At 58.2% G+C, this 14,924-nt stretch carries 12 protein-coding genes; 6 read left to right on the plus strand and 6 right to left on the minus strand.

Translation table 11 applies throughout. The features are described 5' to 3' along the window. The first annotated feature begins 251 nt into the window (after positions 1-251). The 3 genes from C5748_RS15705 (at position 252) to C5748_RS15715 (ending at position 3,915) form a co-directional block, all read left to right on the plus strand. The gene (locus tag C5748_RS15705; RefSeq protein WP_105742954.1) at positions 252-1,454 is read left to right on the plus strand and encodes a polysaccharide biosynthesis/export family protein; all 1,203 of its coding nucleotides are present in this window, start codon (positions 252-254) and stop codon (positions 1,452-1,454) included. A gap of 55 nt (positions 1,455-1,509) precedes the next feature. Continuing rightward, a complete protein-coding gene (locus tag C5748_RS15710) occupies positions 1,510-2,778 on the plus strand; it encodes an O-antigen ligase family protein (protein WP_105742879.1) in 1,269 nt (422 codons plus the stop codon). 159 nt (positions 2,779-2,937) lie between these two features. Further along, entirely contained in the window at positions 2,938-3,915 is a 978-nt protein-coding gene (locus C5748_RS15715; protein WP_105742880.1) for an acyltransferase family protein, read from the plus strand. Positions 3,916-3,970: 55 nt separating this feature from the next. Here the strand turns inward: C5748_RS15715 and C5748_RS15720 are convergent, their stop codons facing one another. Next, positions 3,971-5,005 carry a glycosyltransferase family A protein gene (locus C5748_RS15720; protein WP_105742881.1) on the minus strand — a complete coding sequence of 345 codons (1,035 nt, stop codon included), beginning with the start codon at positions 5,003-5,005 and terminating at the stop codon, positions 3,971-3,973. A 587-nt stretch (positions 5,006-5,592) separates the two neighbouring features. Between C5748_RS15720 and C5748_RS15725 the strand changes: the two genes are divergently transcribed. Further along, the gene (locus C5748_RS15725) at positions 5,593-6,831 is read left to right on the plus strand and encodes an MFS transporter (protein ID WP_105742882.1); all 1,239 of its coding nucleotides are present in this window, start codon (positions 5,593-5,595) and stop codon (positions 6,829-6,831) included. Positions 6,832-7,061: 230 nt separating this feature from the next. After that, entirely contained in the window at positions 7,062-8,507 is a 1,446-nt protein-coding gene (locus tag C5748_RS15730; protein WP_105742883.1) for a lipopolysaccharide biosynthesis protein, read from the plus strand. Between the two features lie 25 nt (positions 8,508-8,532). Here the strand turns inward: C5748_RS15730 and C5748_RS15735 are convergent, their stop codons facing one another. The 5 genes from C5748_RS15735 to C5748_RS15760 all read right to left on the minus strand — a co-directional run bounded on the left by C5748_RS15735 (position 8,533) and on the right by C5748_RS15760 (position 13,756). Continuing rightward, a complete protein-coding gene (locus tag C5748_RS15735; protein WP_146119535.1) occupies positions 8,533-9,453 on the minus strand; it encodes an exostosin family protein in 921 nt (306 codons plus the stop codon). A gap of 76 nt (positions 9,454-9,529) precedes the next feature. Continuing rightward, positions 9,530-10,306: a glucose-1-phosphate cytidylyltransferase gene (gene rfbF / locus C5748_RS15740; RefSeq protein ID WP_105742885.1), complete on the minus strand. Its 777-nt coding sequence runs from the start codon at positions 10,304-10,306 to the stop codon at positions 9,530-9,532. Next, the gene (locus C5748_RS15745; protein ID WP_105742886.1) at positions 10,303-11,697 is read right to left on the minus strand and encodes an NAD(P)H-dependent oxidoreductase; all 1,395 of its coding nucleotides are present in this window, start codon (positions 11,695-11,697) and stop codon (positions 10,303-10,305) included. The genes rfbF and C5748_RS15745 overlap by 4 nt, the downstream gene beginning before the upstream one ends. Beyond that, positions 11,694-12,311, minus strand: a complete 618-nt coding sequence (gene rfbC, locus C5748_RS15750; protein WP_105742887.1) for a dTDP-4-dehydrorhamnose 3,5-epimerase — start codon at positions 12,309-12,311, stop codon at positions 11,694-11,696. Before rfbC ends, C5748_RS15745 begins: the two co-directional genes overlap by 4 nt. A gap of 335 nt (positions 12,312-12,646) precedes the next feature. Next, a complete protein-coding gene (locus C5748_RS15760) occupies positions 12,647-13,756 on the minus strand; it encodes an NAD-dependent epimerase/dehydratase family protein (protein WP_105742889.1) in 1,110 nt (369 codons plus the stop codon). A 610-nt stretch (positions 13,757-14,366) separates the two neighbouring features. Between C5748_RS15760 and C5748_RS15765 the strand changes: the two genes are divergently transcribed. Beyond that, positions 14,367-14,924 carry a GNAT family N-acetyltransferase gene (locus C5748_RS15765; protein ID WP_245581824.1) on the plus strand — a complete coding sequence of 186 codons (558 nt, stop codon included), beginning with the start codon at positions 14,367-14,369 and terminating at the stop codon, positions 14,922-14,924.

Consider the following 14,924-nt stretch of genomic DNA (forward strand, 5'->3'; position numbering starts at 1 on the left):
TTGAACGTCGAATAGCAGCTATAAGCATAATGGAATGGCAGACACATGGCGGGGGCACGCTATGGGCACCGGCGGCGATGCTCTGATCAGGAAGCAGCCGCGGCTGAGGTTGCAGCGTTGGGGGCCGGTCAGTCTTAACAGGAGACCATTTGTTGAAAATTGCCCCTATCGCCCTTACGAATTATGCTCGATCCGCCGTTTTGAGCGGCTCCGCCGAAGTCATATCCTGGCTGTTCCCTAGCCTGCTTCTCATGCTCGCCATGCTGCTGACGGCGTTGCCCGCCGGGGCGGCGGAATATAAGCTTGGGCCCATGGACAAGCTCTCCATCCGCGTTGTCGAATGGCAGACAGCGGAAGGAACGTTCCGGGAATGGCCGACGATCACCGGCGATTACACGGTCGGGCCATCAGGCTCTCTCTCCCTGCCCTTCGCGGGGGAACTGCAGGCGGGCGGGAAAACCACATCAGAGATCGCCAGCGAAATCGCCAAGAACCTGCAGCAGAAATTCGGCCTTCGCGACCTCCCGGAAGCATCCGTGGAGGTTGCCGAATTCCGCCCGATATTCGTTTCAGGCGATGTGCAGACACCTGGGAAATACCCCTACGATCCTGGATTGACGGTCCTGAAGGCCGTGAGCCTTGCAGGCGGGATGCGCCGCGCGGAAACGGGTCAGCGTTTTGAGAGAGATTTCCTCAATGCGCGCGGCAATTACGACGTGCTGGTCGCCGAACGCAACAGGCTTCTGGCGAAGCGCGCCCGGCTGGAGGCGGAGCTCGCCAACGCGCAGACGATCAAGATTCCGAAGGAATTGACCGACGTCCCGGATGCACAGAAACTCATCGACGACGAAGCGGCGATCATGCTGTCCAGGAAAGAATCCCTGACCTTGCAACTCCATGCGCTCGATGAACTCAAGACGCTCTATCAGAACGAGATCGTGTCGCTGGAAAAGAAGATGGTCGTCCAGAACCGCCAGAAGGATCTGATGAGCAAGGAACTGGCCAGCATCGGCGGCCTTGCCGACAGGGGACTCGTCGTCAACTCGCGCGTCATCACCCTGGAAACATCTGTCGCCGACATGCAGAGCAAGCTTCTCGACCTCGATACCCTTTCCCTGCGCGCCAAGCAGGAGATCAACAAGGCGGCCCGCAACGCGACCGATCTGGAAAACGACCGGAAAGCCGACCTCGCGAACCAGACCCAGGCGACCCAGGCCGCAATCGACGAAAACGCCCTAAAGCTCGGGATGTACAAGAACCTGATGACGGAAGCACTCGTCAATGCGCCGGATGCAGGTGCCCTTGCCGCCAGCGGAAGCGAAGGCCCCGTGCTGGAGTACAGCATCGTCAGAGGCGGCGGCGATGATGGAACGAAGGAAATTTCAGCCGACGAGAACACACCGCTATTGCCAGGAGATCTGGTCAAGGTGGTGATTTCCAACGCCCGTTCATGATATCGGCCACCTTGTGCAGCGCACGCACTGACTGCTTTCCGTTAGGTCGACCGCGATGAGAATTGCGAAATCCACATTGGTACGGCCCGGCGAGAATTCCTGGTATGGAACGTTCGCCGTCGCCCTTTCGGTCTTCATTTTCGCCTATTCGGCACGCTTCGGCCAGGTTTCCGTTCTGGTATTTTACGCCCTGTGGCTGCCGCTCGTGCTGGTGGATTATCGGCATGTGATCGGCAATTATAGCCGGTTTTCATGGATATTGGCCTTCGGGCTTTTCGCCTGTCTTTCCTTCACATGGTCGGCGGCGCCTTCGGTCACCCTGCGCGCCGGCATTCAATACATGACCACTATCATTTGCGCGTTGATCGCATCGCGCGTCATTGATTCCAAGACATTCGCGAGCGGCGTCAGCCTTGGCGTTGGAGTGGTCCTGCTTTATTCGCTGGCCTTTGGCCGATATCATTATGATCCGTTGGATGGCTCCTACAGTTTCGTCGGCGCCTTCTCCTCCAAGAACCAGCTCGGCTTCTTCGCCTCCCTCGGCCTCTATTTCGTCTTCGCCAGCTTCTTCGTGCTGCGCACCAGCATTGCGTGGCGCTGCATCGCGGTTCCCCTCGGCGGTTTGTCCGCTTATTGCCTGCTGGCGTCGAGCTCGGCCACATCCATCATCGCGACACTCGCCACCTTCATGATCATCATAACGGTGGGCCTCGTTCTGAAATTCTCGCCGCGAAACCGCCGCGCGTTCTTCATCGTCGGGCTTGTCATCGCCGTGGCGGTCGCAGCCGTCGCCCTCAATGCAGGCGCAGTGAACCTGATCCTCGGTGCATTCGGCAAGGACACGACCCTTACCGGACGAACCTATCTGTGGGATCAAGGATTACGGGCGGCTCAGGAATCGCCTCTCATCGGCGTCGGATATTATGCCTATTGGGTGCAGGGCTTCTCCGAAGCCGAGCGTCTATGGGACGAATTCTACATTGGCAGCCGCAGCGGCTTCCACTTTCACAACACCTATATCGAGGTGCTAGTCGAACTGGGTTATGTCGGGCTCGTCCTGATAAGCCTCGTTATGGTGCGCGTCTTGCTTGGCTATCTCAAGCGGCTTTTGACCGAAAGCTATACGCCCCAGGCGCATCTGATGTTCGGCATCGCCATCTTGCTGCTGATCCGCTCCTTCTTCGAGATCGATTTCATAACGCCCTACACGATCGGAGCATTCCTGCTCTATTATTCAGCCGGCATTCTGGCTATCCCGCAGCGTAACTCATTTACGGCTGTGCAGCCGCAGCAGCAGACTGCTGTTGGAGCAACTCCGGGATAAGCGGAAACCGAATTTCACAGGAAAAGCTGGAATTGTTTTTGTGGTGCACCCGCCCGCTCGCCGATTGTTGCACCGCAATATATAGGTTGCAAGTTTGCCGGCTTGATCCTAATCTCCCGGCAAAAGGGCAAGCACTATATCGCGTGAGGGCGGGACGGCATGACTCAGCTACGATCGATACAGGTTTTGCGCGCCATCGCGGCACTTGCGGTCGTGTTTTTTCACCTTTCTCCCTCCTCGTGGACGCTCGGGGCCGCGGGCGTCGATCTTTTCTTCGTTATCTCCGGTTTCATTATGGGTACGGTCGGGCTCAACGACAGCCCCGTCCGTTTCATGTTCAAGCGCATCATCCGCATCGTGCCGCTCTATTGGGCCATCACCTTCGCCATGTGCATAGCCTCGCTGATGCCGGGGCTTTTCGCCACCTTCACCTTCGACCTGCCACGGATCATCACGTCGCTCTTCTTCATTCCGTTCGAGGATCCGCAAGGCAAGGTCTGGCCTCTGATCGTCGTGGGGTGGACGCTGAACTACGAGATGTTCTTCTATCTTCTCTTTGCCCTCGGGCTCTGGTTGCGCCGCCCGATCATCGCGCCCATGCTGATCATAGCCGGGCTGGCGGCTGCCGGATGGCTGTTCCAGCCTGAGCAAACCATCCCGCATTTCTACACCGATGCGCTGCTGCTCGAATTCGTCCTCGGCCTCCTGCTCTCGCGCGCGGTCTTCTTCAAGAACGCGGCGCTCGGATCGGTGCTGGCGGCCGCGGGCTTCGTAGGCCTCTTGTCATGGGGACTTGGCGGCGACACGCCCGATTGGCGCATCATCTATTGGGGCCTGCCCGCTGCGGCGATCGTCGCCGGCTTCGTGGCGATCGAGCGTGCAGGCATGTTTCCCGGCCAGGCGCTACGCCCTCTCGAAAGGCTGGGCGATGCCTCCTATTCGCTTTATCTGACCCACGGCATCGTGCTCGGCATCATCGGCAAGTTCGTCAGGCATGAAAGCGGGTTCGCAATTCCCACCGCCCTTGCCGCCTGCATCGTGGTGGCGATGCTGTCCTATTATCTTTTCGAGCGCCCGGTCGGGCAGATTTTGCGCGGTCTCATCGCCCGCCCGCAACGGCCTGAGGTGGCGACCTGAGGTGGCGGTCCGAGCGGTTCTACAATGCCGGCCGGCCTTCATCCTGTAAACTGCATCACCAGTCCCAATTGCCGCTGCGCTTGTCCTTCAGCATGAGAGCCAGCGAAAGGGGAAGGCTGAGGATTCGTGCCGGATCGAGCTTGAATATCTTCGACAGAAGCGTTCTGTTCGGCGCCCTGCCCTTGGCCATGCTGCGGGCGAGCAGATAGGCATAGACCTTGCTGAACTTGGCAAGTCGCGCCTCGATCATCTGCTTGTCGGGCTGCTCGATCTCGAAATTCCGTTTCAGCTTGGTCAGGAAAACCACGAGATAGCCATAGCGGTCGACCGTCTGCGGCAGGTTCCAGTCGAAGGCGGAGAAATAGATATTCACCCCCTGCCCGCAAATGACGTTGCACTCGGTGGAAAACACCGCCACGCCGGCCTTGCGGGCAAGCGTGATCCACAGCATGTGATCCTCGCCGGCGCTGCGCAGATCGGTATCGAACCTCGCCTCTGGAAATTTGGAAAAGCGGTAGACCACTGTCGATGTCTGGCTCAGATATTCGGTCAGAAAAGCGCTGAACGCCAATCTCGAAGGCATCTGGTAGATGTTCTCGAGGCCCGGCACGCGGTCCGGCGCCGGGCTTATCTCGCCCTTCGTCCATTTCTGAAAAATCTCGCTCTCCTCGAACCAGCTCTTGTCCGTGTTGAAGCGTGTGTGGTCGCAGAAATAGAAATCATAATCAGGCGCGGCTGAGAGTGTCGCAATGGCCTTGCGAAGATGGTCGGCTTTCCATTCATCATCCGAATCGAGAAAAGCGACGAATGACACCTCGGCCGGATCGAGCGCGGCAAGAGCCCGGTTGCGGGCGGCTCCCGGCCCGCCATTCTCCTGCACGATCAGTTCAATCTGCTGTCCCGGATCGAATGTGATGCTGTCTATTTCACCTGCGGGAGAAACCGGCGAAGCATCGTCGACAATGACGATCTTCAAGCGGACGTCTCCGGCGATATCCTGTGCAAAGACGGAACGAAGCGCACGCGTCAAAATTCCTTTCTCGCGTTGGTAGAAAGGAATGACGACGGCAACGACTGTCTCGGAATTCATCTGCACCTCTTGATCACGCCCCTGTGGAACGTCACGCGTCCGAACGGACTCGCAAAAGATCCTCTCACTTTGAGATATTATACCACTATCCTTGAACGGATTCCGGCTTGAGAAACGAGCAATAGCGATTGCAGAATTCTTCCCGATGACAACGCCACGATAAGCGAGAAATCACTATGCTCATGCATACCTATCATGACTATCCCCATATCCGATTGATGAACTTCCAAGCGTGAAAGCCCCCCCTTTAGTGATAGAACCACCATCAAACGCATTACAGCGCCGTGCGTCTTTTTGGAGACTACACAAGGACGCTGCAAGTTATTGAATCGGCGCGTCGCGCTTTCCGAAAACAAATTCCAGTTTTCGGACCGATACGCTACGTCTCACCGGATAATCCACAGATGCGGTTGATAAACCGGCGTCCAAAGGAGTACCTTGGGATAGAGCGGGTGGCGAAGGCAAAATCGGGAATCTCGCAGAGGACCGGTAGCCTACCAAATAGCCACGTTTTGTCCATCATACCCAATACCGCCCGGTATTACACTGAAGCTCCCTTCTGAAATTCACGACAAAGGATTGTGACCATGCTGGCGTCGGACCTGCGCCCGGAAATGCGCTCGGAGATGCGCTGGCTTTCCAGCGGCTTTCTTCTGACGCTCTGCTCCGGTTTCGGCCAGACCTATTTCATCGCTCTCTTCGCAGGTTACCTGAAAACCGATCTCGCCATCAGTGACGGTCAGTTCGGCAGCCTCTATACGATCGGCACACTGGCCAGCGCGGCGCTGCTGATGTGGGCGGGAAAGTTCGCCGACCAATTGTCGATCCGCTGGCTCGGAGTCGGCGTCATGGCGGGACTGGCGCTGACATCGCTGGCCATGGCATCGGTGGCTTCCGTCTGGATACTGGTCTTTGTGCTGTTTGGTCTCCGTTTCTTCGGCCAGGGCATGCTGACCCATGTGGCGATGACCGCCATGGGCCGCTGGTTCAATCGCAAGCGGGGGCGAGCCGTCTCCATCGCCGCGCTCGGCTTTCCCGCCGGTGAGGCGGTGCTGCCGATGATCGCGGTCGCAAGCATCGGCCTCATCGGCTGGCGTTCCACATGGGTCGCGGCCGCCATCGTTCTCTTCGCCTTGCCTATACCGATCCTGATCTGGCTTCTGAAACATGAACGTCGCCCGACCGCCGGCCTCGCTGTCGCCGAGACAGCTAATCAGGGCATCGCCCGCCGCGAATGGACGCGTAGCGAGGTTCTGAAAAGTCCGCTCTTCTATGCACTCATGCCCGGAGTGCTCACGCCCTCCTTCATCGTTACCGGCATCTTCTTCAATCAGGTCACCATCGTGGCGCTCAAGGGCTGGGAGCTTTCCTGGTTTGCCGCAAGCTTTCCTTTTTCCGCCGGTGTCAGCGTTCTGTCGGCGCTCACGGCCGGCTGGATGGTCGACCGCTTCGGCGCCCGCCATCTGCTGCCGACGTTCCTTGTTCCGCTCGGCCTCGCAACTTTGATCCTGACTTATGCGGCGAGCCCTTATGTCCTGCCGGTGTTCATGGCGTTGGTCGGGCTTTCACTCGGCAGCGCCTCGACCATTCAAGGCGCGCTTTGGGCCGAACTCTACGGCACCGAGCATCTCGGCGCGATCCGGGCGCTCGTCATGGCCGGAGTGGTCTTCGCCTCCGCGCTGTCACCCGGGCTGATCGGTGTCCTCATGGATGCCGGCGTGCCGCTGGAAACGCTGCTTCTGGCAATGGCCGCCTATTGCTTCATCGCCGCGCTGTGGATGGGTGCGCTCATGCCCCGGCTCCATCGTCTGGCTATGTCCTCATGAGGACAAGCCAGACACGAAACGCTGTTCACTCAATCCCTGCATTTTGCTGCAGCGCACAAATTAGCGCTTTACGGCTTCGTAGCCGGTCCATAAGATTTGCCCGCCTGTCCCCTCTAGCCAAACAAAATATGCACCCAATCTTAGCCTAGGACCCTTCCCACGCGCTGCGCGCAACATCCTCGCGGACAGTTTGGACTGATCGGCGTCCGTAGCAACATCTGGAGCATTGTATGGACAGCAGCAGGGCCAGCCGCAAGATCGTCAGGAATGTCGGCTGGAGCATCTTGTCCAAGGTTGCCGTCTTCTCGCTCAAATTCGTCAGCGTCCCGATACTTGCCCGCCTTCTGACGCCTGCGGAGTTCGGCATCGTCGCCACCGGCATGATCGTCGTTTTCTTCCTGTTGCTGATCGGCGGCGCGGGTCTTTCTGCCGGCCTTATCAGGGCGGAAAGGGAGGATCCCGAAACCCAGGACACCGTCTTCTGGACCAATCTGACAGTCGCAAGCGTGCTCGGCATCCTTCTCTATTTCAATGCTGCATTCGTCGCAGGGCTCCTCGGCGCGCCGGAAGCCAAATGGCTCCTTGAGATATTCGCCTTCCTCTTTCCCATCTATCTCGGTGCGGACGTCGCGTCTTCCATTCTCTCGCGGCGCATGGCCTTCGCGAAGGATGCGTTCTGGAACGTGGTGTCGGAGGCCCTGGGCGCAATTGCCGCCATCGCGGCCGCTCTCGGCGGCCTCGGCGTCTGGGCGTTGATTCTCCAGCAATTCGTGAGTGCGATCGTGCGCTGGTGCGGCCTCATGTTCGCAAGCCGATATGTGCCGCGCTTCCGCTTCTCCTCTGCAAAACTCCGTGCCCTGTTCGGATATGGCAGCCGTATTGCCGGCGCTGATTTCGCCAATTTCATTTCATTTCAATCGCCCCTCGTGGTGATCACCAGGATCCTCGGCCTTTCCGACGCCGGCGCTTTCAGCGTTGCGAACCGCCTCTCCGATCTGCCCAACCAGATCGTGCTATCGGGGCTGATGGGCGTCCTTTTTCCGGCCTTCTCCACCATGGCGGACCAACCCGAACGCAGAAGCCGCGTCCTCATGCAGAGCACGCAGATGACAAGCATTCTGCTCGCGCCGATGCTGTTCGGATTCGGGGCCGTGGCCGAACCGGCCATGAACGTCGTCTTCGGGGCACAATGGACCTATGCCTGGCCGGTGCTGGGCCTGCTCGCCGTCGCCAAGGGCATCATGACACCGTGCGGCAGCTTCATTCCCTTTTTGAAAGCCACAGGCCATGCTGGCGTATTGTGGTGGTTCGCCCTTGCGCGCGCTGCGGTGATCGTCGTCGGGACGTGGATCGGCGCGACGCTCGATGGCCTGATCGGCGTTTGCCTCGCGCTCTGCATTGCCAACGTCTTCATCATGATCGGCTATGCCGCGGTCGTATTCAATGTCGCGAAGATTCCCATGCGGGCCGCTGTCGATTGCGTCATCCTCCCGCTCGGGAGCGCGGTCGCGATGGCAGCGCTCGTCCGCATTCTCCTTGGATATGCCCGACCTCATATCGCGAGCGATCTGCTCCTGCTCCTCGCCGGGGCCGCAGCCGGCACGGTCATTTATCTCCTGCTCATGTTTGCGACCCAGAGGGGGGCGCTTACCTCGCTTCTTGCGCTCCGCCGTTAAAATCCGAACAGAGCGGAGGACCGGCTCACGTCGCGTAGATTCCGTGCACATAATCCTTGCGCACCGTATCGACTTCGACGCCCGGCATCGGCAGCAGGCGGAGCATCTCGGAGCGCACGACGTCCGGGTCGACAGTCAGCCTCTGCTGCGCCAAATCGAAATTGTGCTTCGCATCGGCGCGCGACCATTGCAGGGATTCGAGCGGTGCGTTCATCAGGCGATATCTGAAGCCCTCATAGGCGTCGCAGGGTTCTTCGACGACGGGCAAGGCACCGCAGATCACCGCTTCGAAGAAACGATAGGTCCAGGCGATGCCGTTGTTCTTGAAATCGCCGCTCGGGCAAAGCACGAATTTCGAGTTGAGCAGCAGATCGTAATATCCGGTATTCCAGGATTTACGCGGGAAGACGCGGCCCTGGTCGGACATGTAGATCTTGACGTTTTCGGTACCCACATAATCGGCAATCGAAATACCGGCCTTGCGGGCGACCTTGCGCGCGATAGTGCCTAGATATGTCGGCTTCTTATCGGGAACGGAAAGCTGTTCCAGGCCGGACAGATGAAGCCATTCATTGATGGCCGTGCGGCGGCTATCGGTGAGGAGACCGGCGAAGGAGACATCCACCCCGCGATGTTCCGGCCATCGCTCTTGGCAATGGCGAAAGATCGCGGCGGGCATGATCAGCGCCCGCTCGATCGACCCGATCCGGCTCACCGGCGTCATATGATCGATGTAAAGACCGGAAACCTTGCGCGCGCCGGACATGCCGACTTTGTAATCGAGCCCGAAGATCTTCTTCAGCAGGACGAGCTTCTTCTCCTCGCCCGGTTCGATGCAAATCCGGAAACCCGCTTCGCTGATCGCATGAACCAATCTCAGCGTTTGCAGCAGATCAAACGGGAGATCGATTGTCACATCAATTACGTTCTCATCCCTTCTGCTCATCTGAATTCCCCAATCTGGCTAAGAGTTAATTTGCCTTATCCACTTCAGTCCCATTTCAAGCTCACTTCAGGCGTTTTCACGCCCAGAGCTTCCACGGCGCCTTGCCGCCTGCCCATTCCTTCTCAAGCACCATCTTGTCGCGCAGCGAATCCATGCTTTGCCAATAGCCCCGGTGCCAGTACGCACCGAGCTTGCCACCTTCTATCACCCGCTCCATCGGTTCCTCCTCCCATACGGTCTGATCGCCGTCGATGAGATCGAAGACCTCCGGTTCGCAGACGAAGAAACCGCCATTGATCAGGCCGCCGTCGCCTGCCGCTTTTTCGCGGAATGCCCGGACCTTTGCCGCATCCTCCGATAACCCAAGCGCGCCGTAGCGGCCCGGTTGAGTGACCGCCGTCAGCGTGATCCAGTTGCCGCCCTCCTCATGCACCTTGATCGCTTCCGGAATATTCGCGTCTGACACACCGTCGCCATAGGTCAGCAGGAAGCGCTTGTCGCCAATGACGTCCCGTGCACGCTTCAGGCGCCCTCCTGTCATCGTATCGAGGCCCGTATCGAGAACCGTAATCTTCCAGTTCTCCGAGCATCTGCGTTTCCAAATGATCTCACCGGTGGCGAGATCGGCGGTGAAATCGCTGTTCATCATGAAATAATTCAGGAAATAGGATTTGATGAAATCGGCCTTGTATCCGGCAAGGATGATGAAATCGGTGAACCCGTAATGGGAATAGATTTTCATGATGTGCCAGATAATAGGGCGATCGCCTATTTCCACCATCGGCTTTGGCCGTGAAGTGGTTTCCTCCGTAAGCCTGCTGCCATAGCCGCCCGCGAAAATGACCACTTTCATAAAACACCCGTCCTTTCGTTTTCCTGATTGGAATTCCGTTTCCGCAAATTCGCACCGGCATCGGAGCCGAGCGCGGAAACCGTTTTTTCATGATGATCGATGGGAAAGAGAGCATCCTGCTGGCGCCGCAAGGCGTGTGCAGTACTGCCGGACGGCGTCTCGACATCATCATAGGTAAGCGCCTGATCCATCGGAACCTCGCGCTTCAGCCGACAGCCCTCGGCAAGCCCCATCGGCAGCAGGTTTTCCCCTCGCGAAATGTCGTAATTCTCGGCGACGCCATAGGTCATGTACCCGCCGATGCCGTCGATGGTTTCGCCTTGCCGCAGCGGTCTTTTCGCAGCCGCCACGACATCGACCGATGGCGCATTGGTGTTGCCGATCACCACGTCGCGGCAGAGCGCCACGCGGGCGATCGATATGCCGAATTCGAGCGTCGTCAGATGCCAGGCGGTGTAGAAGCTGTAAAGCGGTCCCTTGCCGAGCTTGCCCAGATTGAGGAAGAACGCCTGGTTTTCATCGCGCGCTTCGGCAAGAACATAGATGCCTGGGCTGGGCCGGGTTCCAACGACATAATCGACGATGCCCCCAAGCGCCCGCAACGCGTCGATATCATAGAAATCGACGAGATCGTCGACATGCCCTTCATATTCCCGGCCGATCATGCCGCGCTGCGAAACCTTCAGCCCCACGGCATTGGCGACGATCGCCTGTTCGGCCGTCATCTTGGTCCCATCGGCGAAGCTCGCGACCATGCTGGGCGTCTGGTTCCATTGTCTGGCGAACGCTTCCTGCGTCGTCGGGTTGCGGGTGCGGTCCTGCAACCCCTTGATGTTGCCGCAAACAAGAGGTCTGAGCCCCATCGCCTCGACATGACGCACGAGGTTCATCGTCACGCCGGGCTGGTCGCCATCGGCGCCGGAAAAGATCACGCCTGCCGCCTCGGCCTTCACGCGCAGCAATTGCCCGACCGTCGCATCGAGTTCGACATTGAGGGAGACGATATCCTTGCCGTTTTCGATGCATTCCATGGTGATGCGGGCGCCATATTCCACATGGCCCGTCGTTTCCAGCACTATATCGATCATCGCCGAGCGCGCGATCAGCGAAGGATCGCTCGTCACCACCCTTTTTCCGGCCCTCAGCGCATGGGCCATGGCCGACGCCGTCGTCACCTCGACGATTTCACCGCGCCCGACGCCGGCATCGACGAATGCGTTGATCGCGCGTTCGACATTGCGGTTGCAGATGGCCGCCACATGCAGGACCTTCATGGTGCGCTCGACATTGATGAGCATGCCGCGGCCCATGAAGCCGATGCCGTACATGCCGACGACGACGGGACGTCCCGCCCGCATCCGGGCCTTGATGGCATTATCGACAATAATCATGCTTGCGCTCCGTGAACTGGGGAGCCGCCGTTCGGAGGAGCCGGAGCGACGGCAAGCGAACGAAACCCCTCGACACCGTGATATTCCAGGTCGAACAGCCGCCACGATGTATCCTTGGCTGATATTTCGACAGGCTGGCATGGCCATTCGATCGCGAAGAAAGGATCGTCCCACCGCAGGCCCCGCTCCTGCTCCGGAGCGTAGAACGCACTTACCAGATAGAAGGCCTCGGCATCGTCGGTCAGCGTGATGAAGCCATGCGCAAAGCCGCGCGGCACATACATCATCGTCCGGTTTTCGGCGCTCAACGTCGCGCCGAACCATTTGGAGAATGTCGGAGAATGGGGACGAAGATCAACGATGCAATCCCAAAGCGCGCCCTGGATGCAGCGCACCACCTTGGCCTCAGCCGAAGGCATCAGCTGATAATGCATGCCGCGCAGCGTTCCGGCCTTGGCGCTCAGTGAAGTGTTGATCTGGACAAAATCGGTTTCCAGCCCTGCGGAAGCAAATTCGTTCTCGCAGAAGAGCCGTGCAAAGAAACCGCGTTCATCGCCTCTCTTGGTGAGATCGACGAGCCAGGCGTCCTTCAATCCCGTTTCACGGAATATCATTCAGGCAGTCCCCACATGTCCTCTCCCGGTATATTTTTCCCTCTGCCACCCTTTCTCGTATCGGCCCGCTGTAAAATTGATCTTGGGGGCGCGATAGTCGAAGACTGGCGTCTTCTTACAGCGCCATGCATCCATCAGGACGCGCAAAGGGCGCTGCAACTTATTGTCCGCGCATCGTGCCTTCCGAAAACCGATCCAGGCTTCGAGCCGATGCGCAAGATTTCGGCAGGCCGTGAAAATCCCCTCACGGCCAATACCGATCTCTCTCGCCGCCACACAAAATGGCGGGGTATGTCAATTTCCGCGCGCCCAATCGCGGAATTGCAGAAAATGAATTACGCGGCGTTCGCTGCCTGTGCCGCGTCAAAAACCGGCATACGTACGGGCCGGCTCGTTCCCAGATCGGCCCATCGCAAATCGGGCCGCAACCGGCCCTGTTCCAGTGCTGCCCCCAGCACATTGAACCGGATGAAACTGGATGCACGATAGTCCGGATCAGCGAACCCCATCGCCGTGAGACCATCGCGTATGTCCTCGATCGCCTCTTTCAGGAAGATCCGAGGCTGATGATCCGGCGCGAGCGATCTATAAAGCCCGAAATTCACGCGGTAGGAGCGCTTGTCCGGCAGTGCATTCCTGTTGATATCGACCTCGGTCCCGGGAATGGCTGCGCGCACGGCTTCCGCCAGTTCCGCTACCTGATAGTTCCATTCCTCGCATCCGGCATTCACGGCGAGAAACTGATCATCCGCCATGGCGGGACGCGAAATCGCCCATTCTATGGCGCGCGCCATGTCCTTCACGTGGATAAGCGGGCGCCAGGGTGTCCCGTCGCTCAGAACAGAAACACGGCCCGTCGCCAGCGCGGAAGCAACGAAATCATTGAGCACGAGGTCAAGGCGTATGCGGCCTGAGAAACCGCACGCCGTGGCAAAGCGCAATGCGGTCATCGTCATATCGCTTTCGGCGCAGATTTCTCTCAAGCCGATCTCCGCCCCAACCTTGGACCGGGCATAAGCCGTCAGCGGATTGAGAGCATCGTTCTCCGAGCGCTCTCCACCCTCGGCATAGCCATACATCGAGCAACTCGAGGCGAAGACGAAACGCCTCACCCCGGCCCCGGCGGCTAGCTTCGCCACACGGATCGTCGCCTTCTGGTTGATCTCTTCCGTTACCACCCCAAAGCGCAGCCCCATCGGATCGTTGGAGACCGCGGCAAGATGCACGACCGCGTCAACCCCCTCGAACAGAGCAGAATCAAGGTCGCGTACATCGCGGAATATCTGGATGTCGACTTCGTGTTCGGGAAGACTTTTTTGCGTAATGCAATGAGCAAATAGCCCGCTATCCACGCCGATGATCGTCGAATATGGAATAGTTTTCCGTATATGCGAGATAAGGGCCGGGCCAACGTACCCCATATTCCCTGTAATCATAATATTCATCTTCGCACGCTCCCATACTCGCAATATATACTAGCGTATGCAGGAAACTAACCTATGTAACTCAAAGATTAGCAGTAGTTAATCTTGATTTTTAGCAATGTGTGCTATTTTGTTGCAGTGCAATGTAGCATACGGTTTTTTAACTATCTACAGAAAAATACAACTTATTGGGATGAATTTGTTAGGTAGCGGAAAATTAAAGAGAATTTTGCATTTTCAACCTTGAATTTTGGCTCGCGGCACATGGGGGATAACCACCTACCACCATACGGTTCCCTGCAGGAAGCTGATCTCAATCAGGCCTTGCAACAAAGCAACGTGAATCGACAAGAATATCGCCGACATCTCGTCTCTGTTCAGGACGATACCTTCACCGCAACGATGGCTTCGACGACTGCCCTCAGCCCCGCATCCAGGACTTTGTCGTTGCGCAACACTAGACCAAGCTAGCGCTCCAATTGCTTGACCTGAAGGCTCACGGCAGGCTGACTGAGGTTGAGGTCTTTCATCAAAGAAATCCTTATGGACGCATAAAAATAATAAGCTTTATTTCGGACAAGACACGCGCCAAATTGAGGACCGAACGCCTGCCTGATCCACGGAGTGCCCCTTGCCAGCCCAGCCCATCACCGATGAATTCATCCTGCGTAATTGCGAAGCGGGTGACATACCGGACATCACCGCGATCTACCGCCATGCGGTCCTTGCCGGCTCGGCAAGTTTCGAAATCGAGCCGCCATCCGAAAGCGAGATGGCCAGGCGACGCGAGGCGCTCGTCGCCGGCAATTTTCCCTATGCCGTAGCCATCATTGACGGTGATCTGGCCGGCTATGCCTATGCCGGCGCCTACCGGCCGCGGCCTGGCTATTCCAACACCGTGGAAAGCTCGGTTTATATACGCGAAGGCTTTCAGGGTCGCGGCATCGGCAAGGCGCTGATGGCAAGGGTGATCGAGGAAGCCGAGGCGCGCGGCTTCCGGCAGATGCTGGCGGTCATAGGGGATTCAAGCAATGATGCTTCGATCAGGCTGCACGAAAACCTTGGCTTTCGCATTGTCGGCACGCTGCAGTCGGTCGGCTGGAAACACGGCAGATGGCTCGACACGGTGCTGGTGCAACGGGCGCTCGGGCCGGGGGATACACTGCCTCCGGCAAGCACGAGCCGATGA

This window comes from Phyllobacterium phragmitis (assembly GCF_002980495.1).
Taxonomy (GTDB): Bacteria; Pseudomonadota; Alphaproteobacteria; order Rhizobiales; family Rhizobiaceae; genus Paramesorhizobium; species Paramesorhizobium phragmitis.

Excerpts from the sequence above, each read along its gene's own strand:
- C5748_RS15725 (WP_105742882.1), top strand. The coding sequence starts at position 5,593 with ATGCTGGCGTCGGACCTGCGCCCGGAAATGCGCTCGGAGATGCGCTGG.
- C5748_RS15720 (WP_105742881.1), bottom strand. The coding sequence starts at position 5,005 with ATGAATTCCGAGACAGTCGTTGCCGTCGTCATTCCTTTCTACCAACGC.
- C5748_RS15735 (WP_146119535.1), bottom strand. The coding sequence starts at position 9,453 with ATGAGCAGAAGGGATGAGAACGTAATTGATGTGACAATCGATCTCCCG.
- C5748_RS15745 (WP_105742886.1), bottom strand. The coding sequence starts at position 11,697 with ATGATTATTGTCGATAATGCCATCAAGGCCCGGATGCGGGCGGGACGT.
- C5748_RS15705 (WP_105742954.1), top strand. The coding sequence starts at position 252 with ATGCTCGCCATGCTGCTGACGGCGTTGCCCGCCGGGGCGGCGGAATAT.
- C5748_RS15730 (WP_105742883.1), top strand. The coding sequence starts at position 7,062 with ATGGACAGCAGCAGGGCCAGCCGCAAGATCGTCAGGAATGTCGGCTGG.
- C5748_RS15760 (WP_105742889.1), bottom strand. The coding sequence starts at position 13,756 with ATGAATATTATGATTACAGGGAATATGGGGTACGTTGGCCCGGCCCTT.
- C5748_RS15715 (WP_105742880.1), top strand. The coding sequence starts at position 2,938 with ATGACTCAGCTACGATCGATACAGGTTTTGCGCGCCATCGCGGCACTT.
- rfbC (WP_105742887.1), bottom strand. The coding sequence starts at position 12,311 with ATGATATTCCGTGAAACGGGATTGAAGGACGCCTGGCTCGTCGATCTC.
- rfbF (WP_105742885.1), bottom strand. The coding sequence starts at position 10,306 with ATGAAAGTGGTCATTTTCGCGGGCGGCTATGGCAGCAGGCTTACGGAG.
- C5748_RS15710 (WP_105742879.1), top strand. The coding sequence starts at position 1,510 with ATGAGAATTGCGAAATCCACATTGGTACGGCCCGGCGAGAATTCCTGG.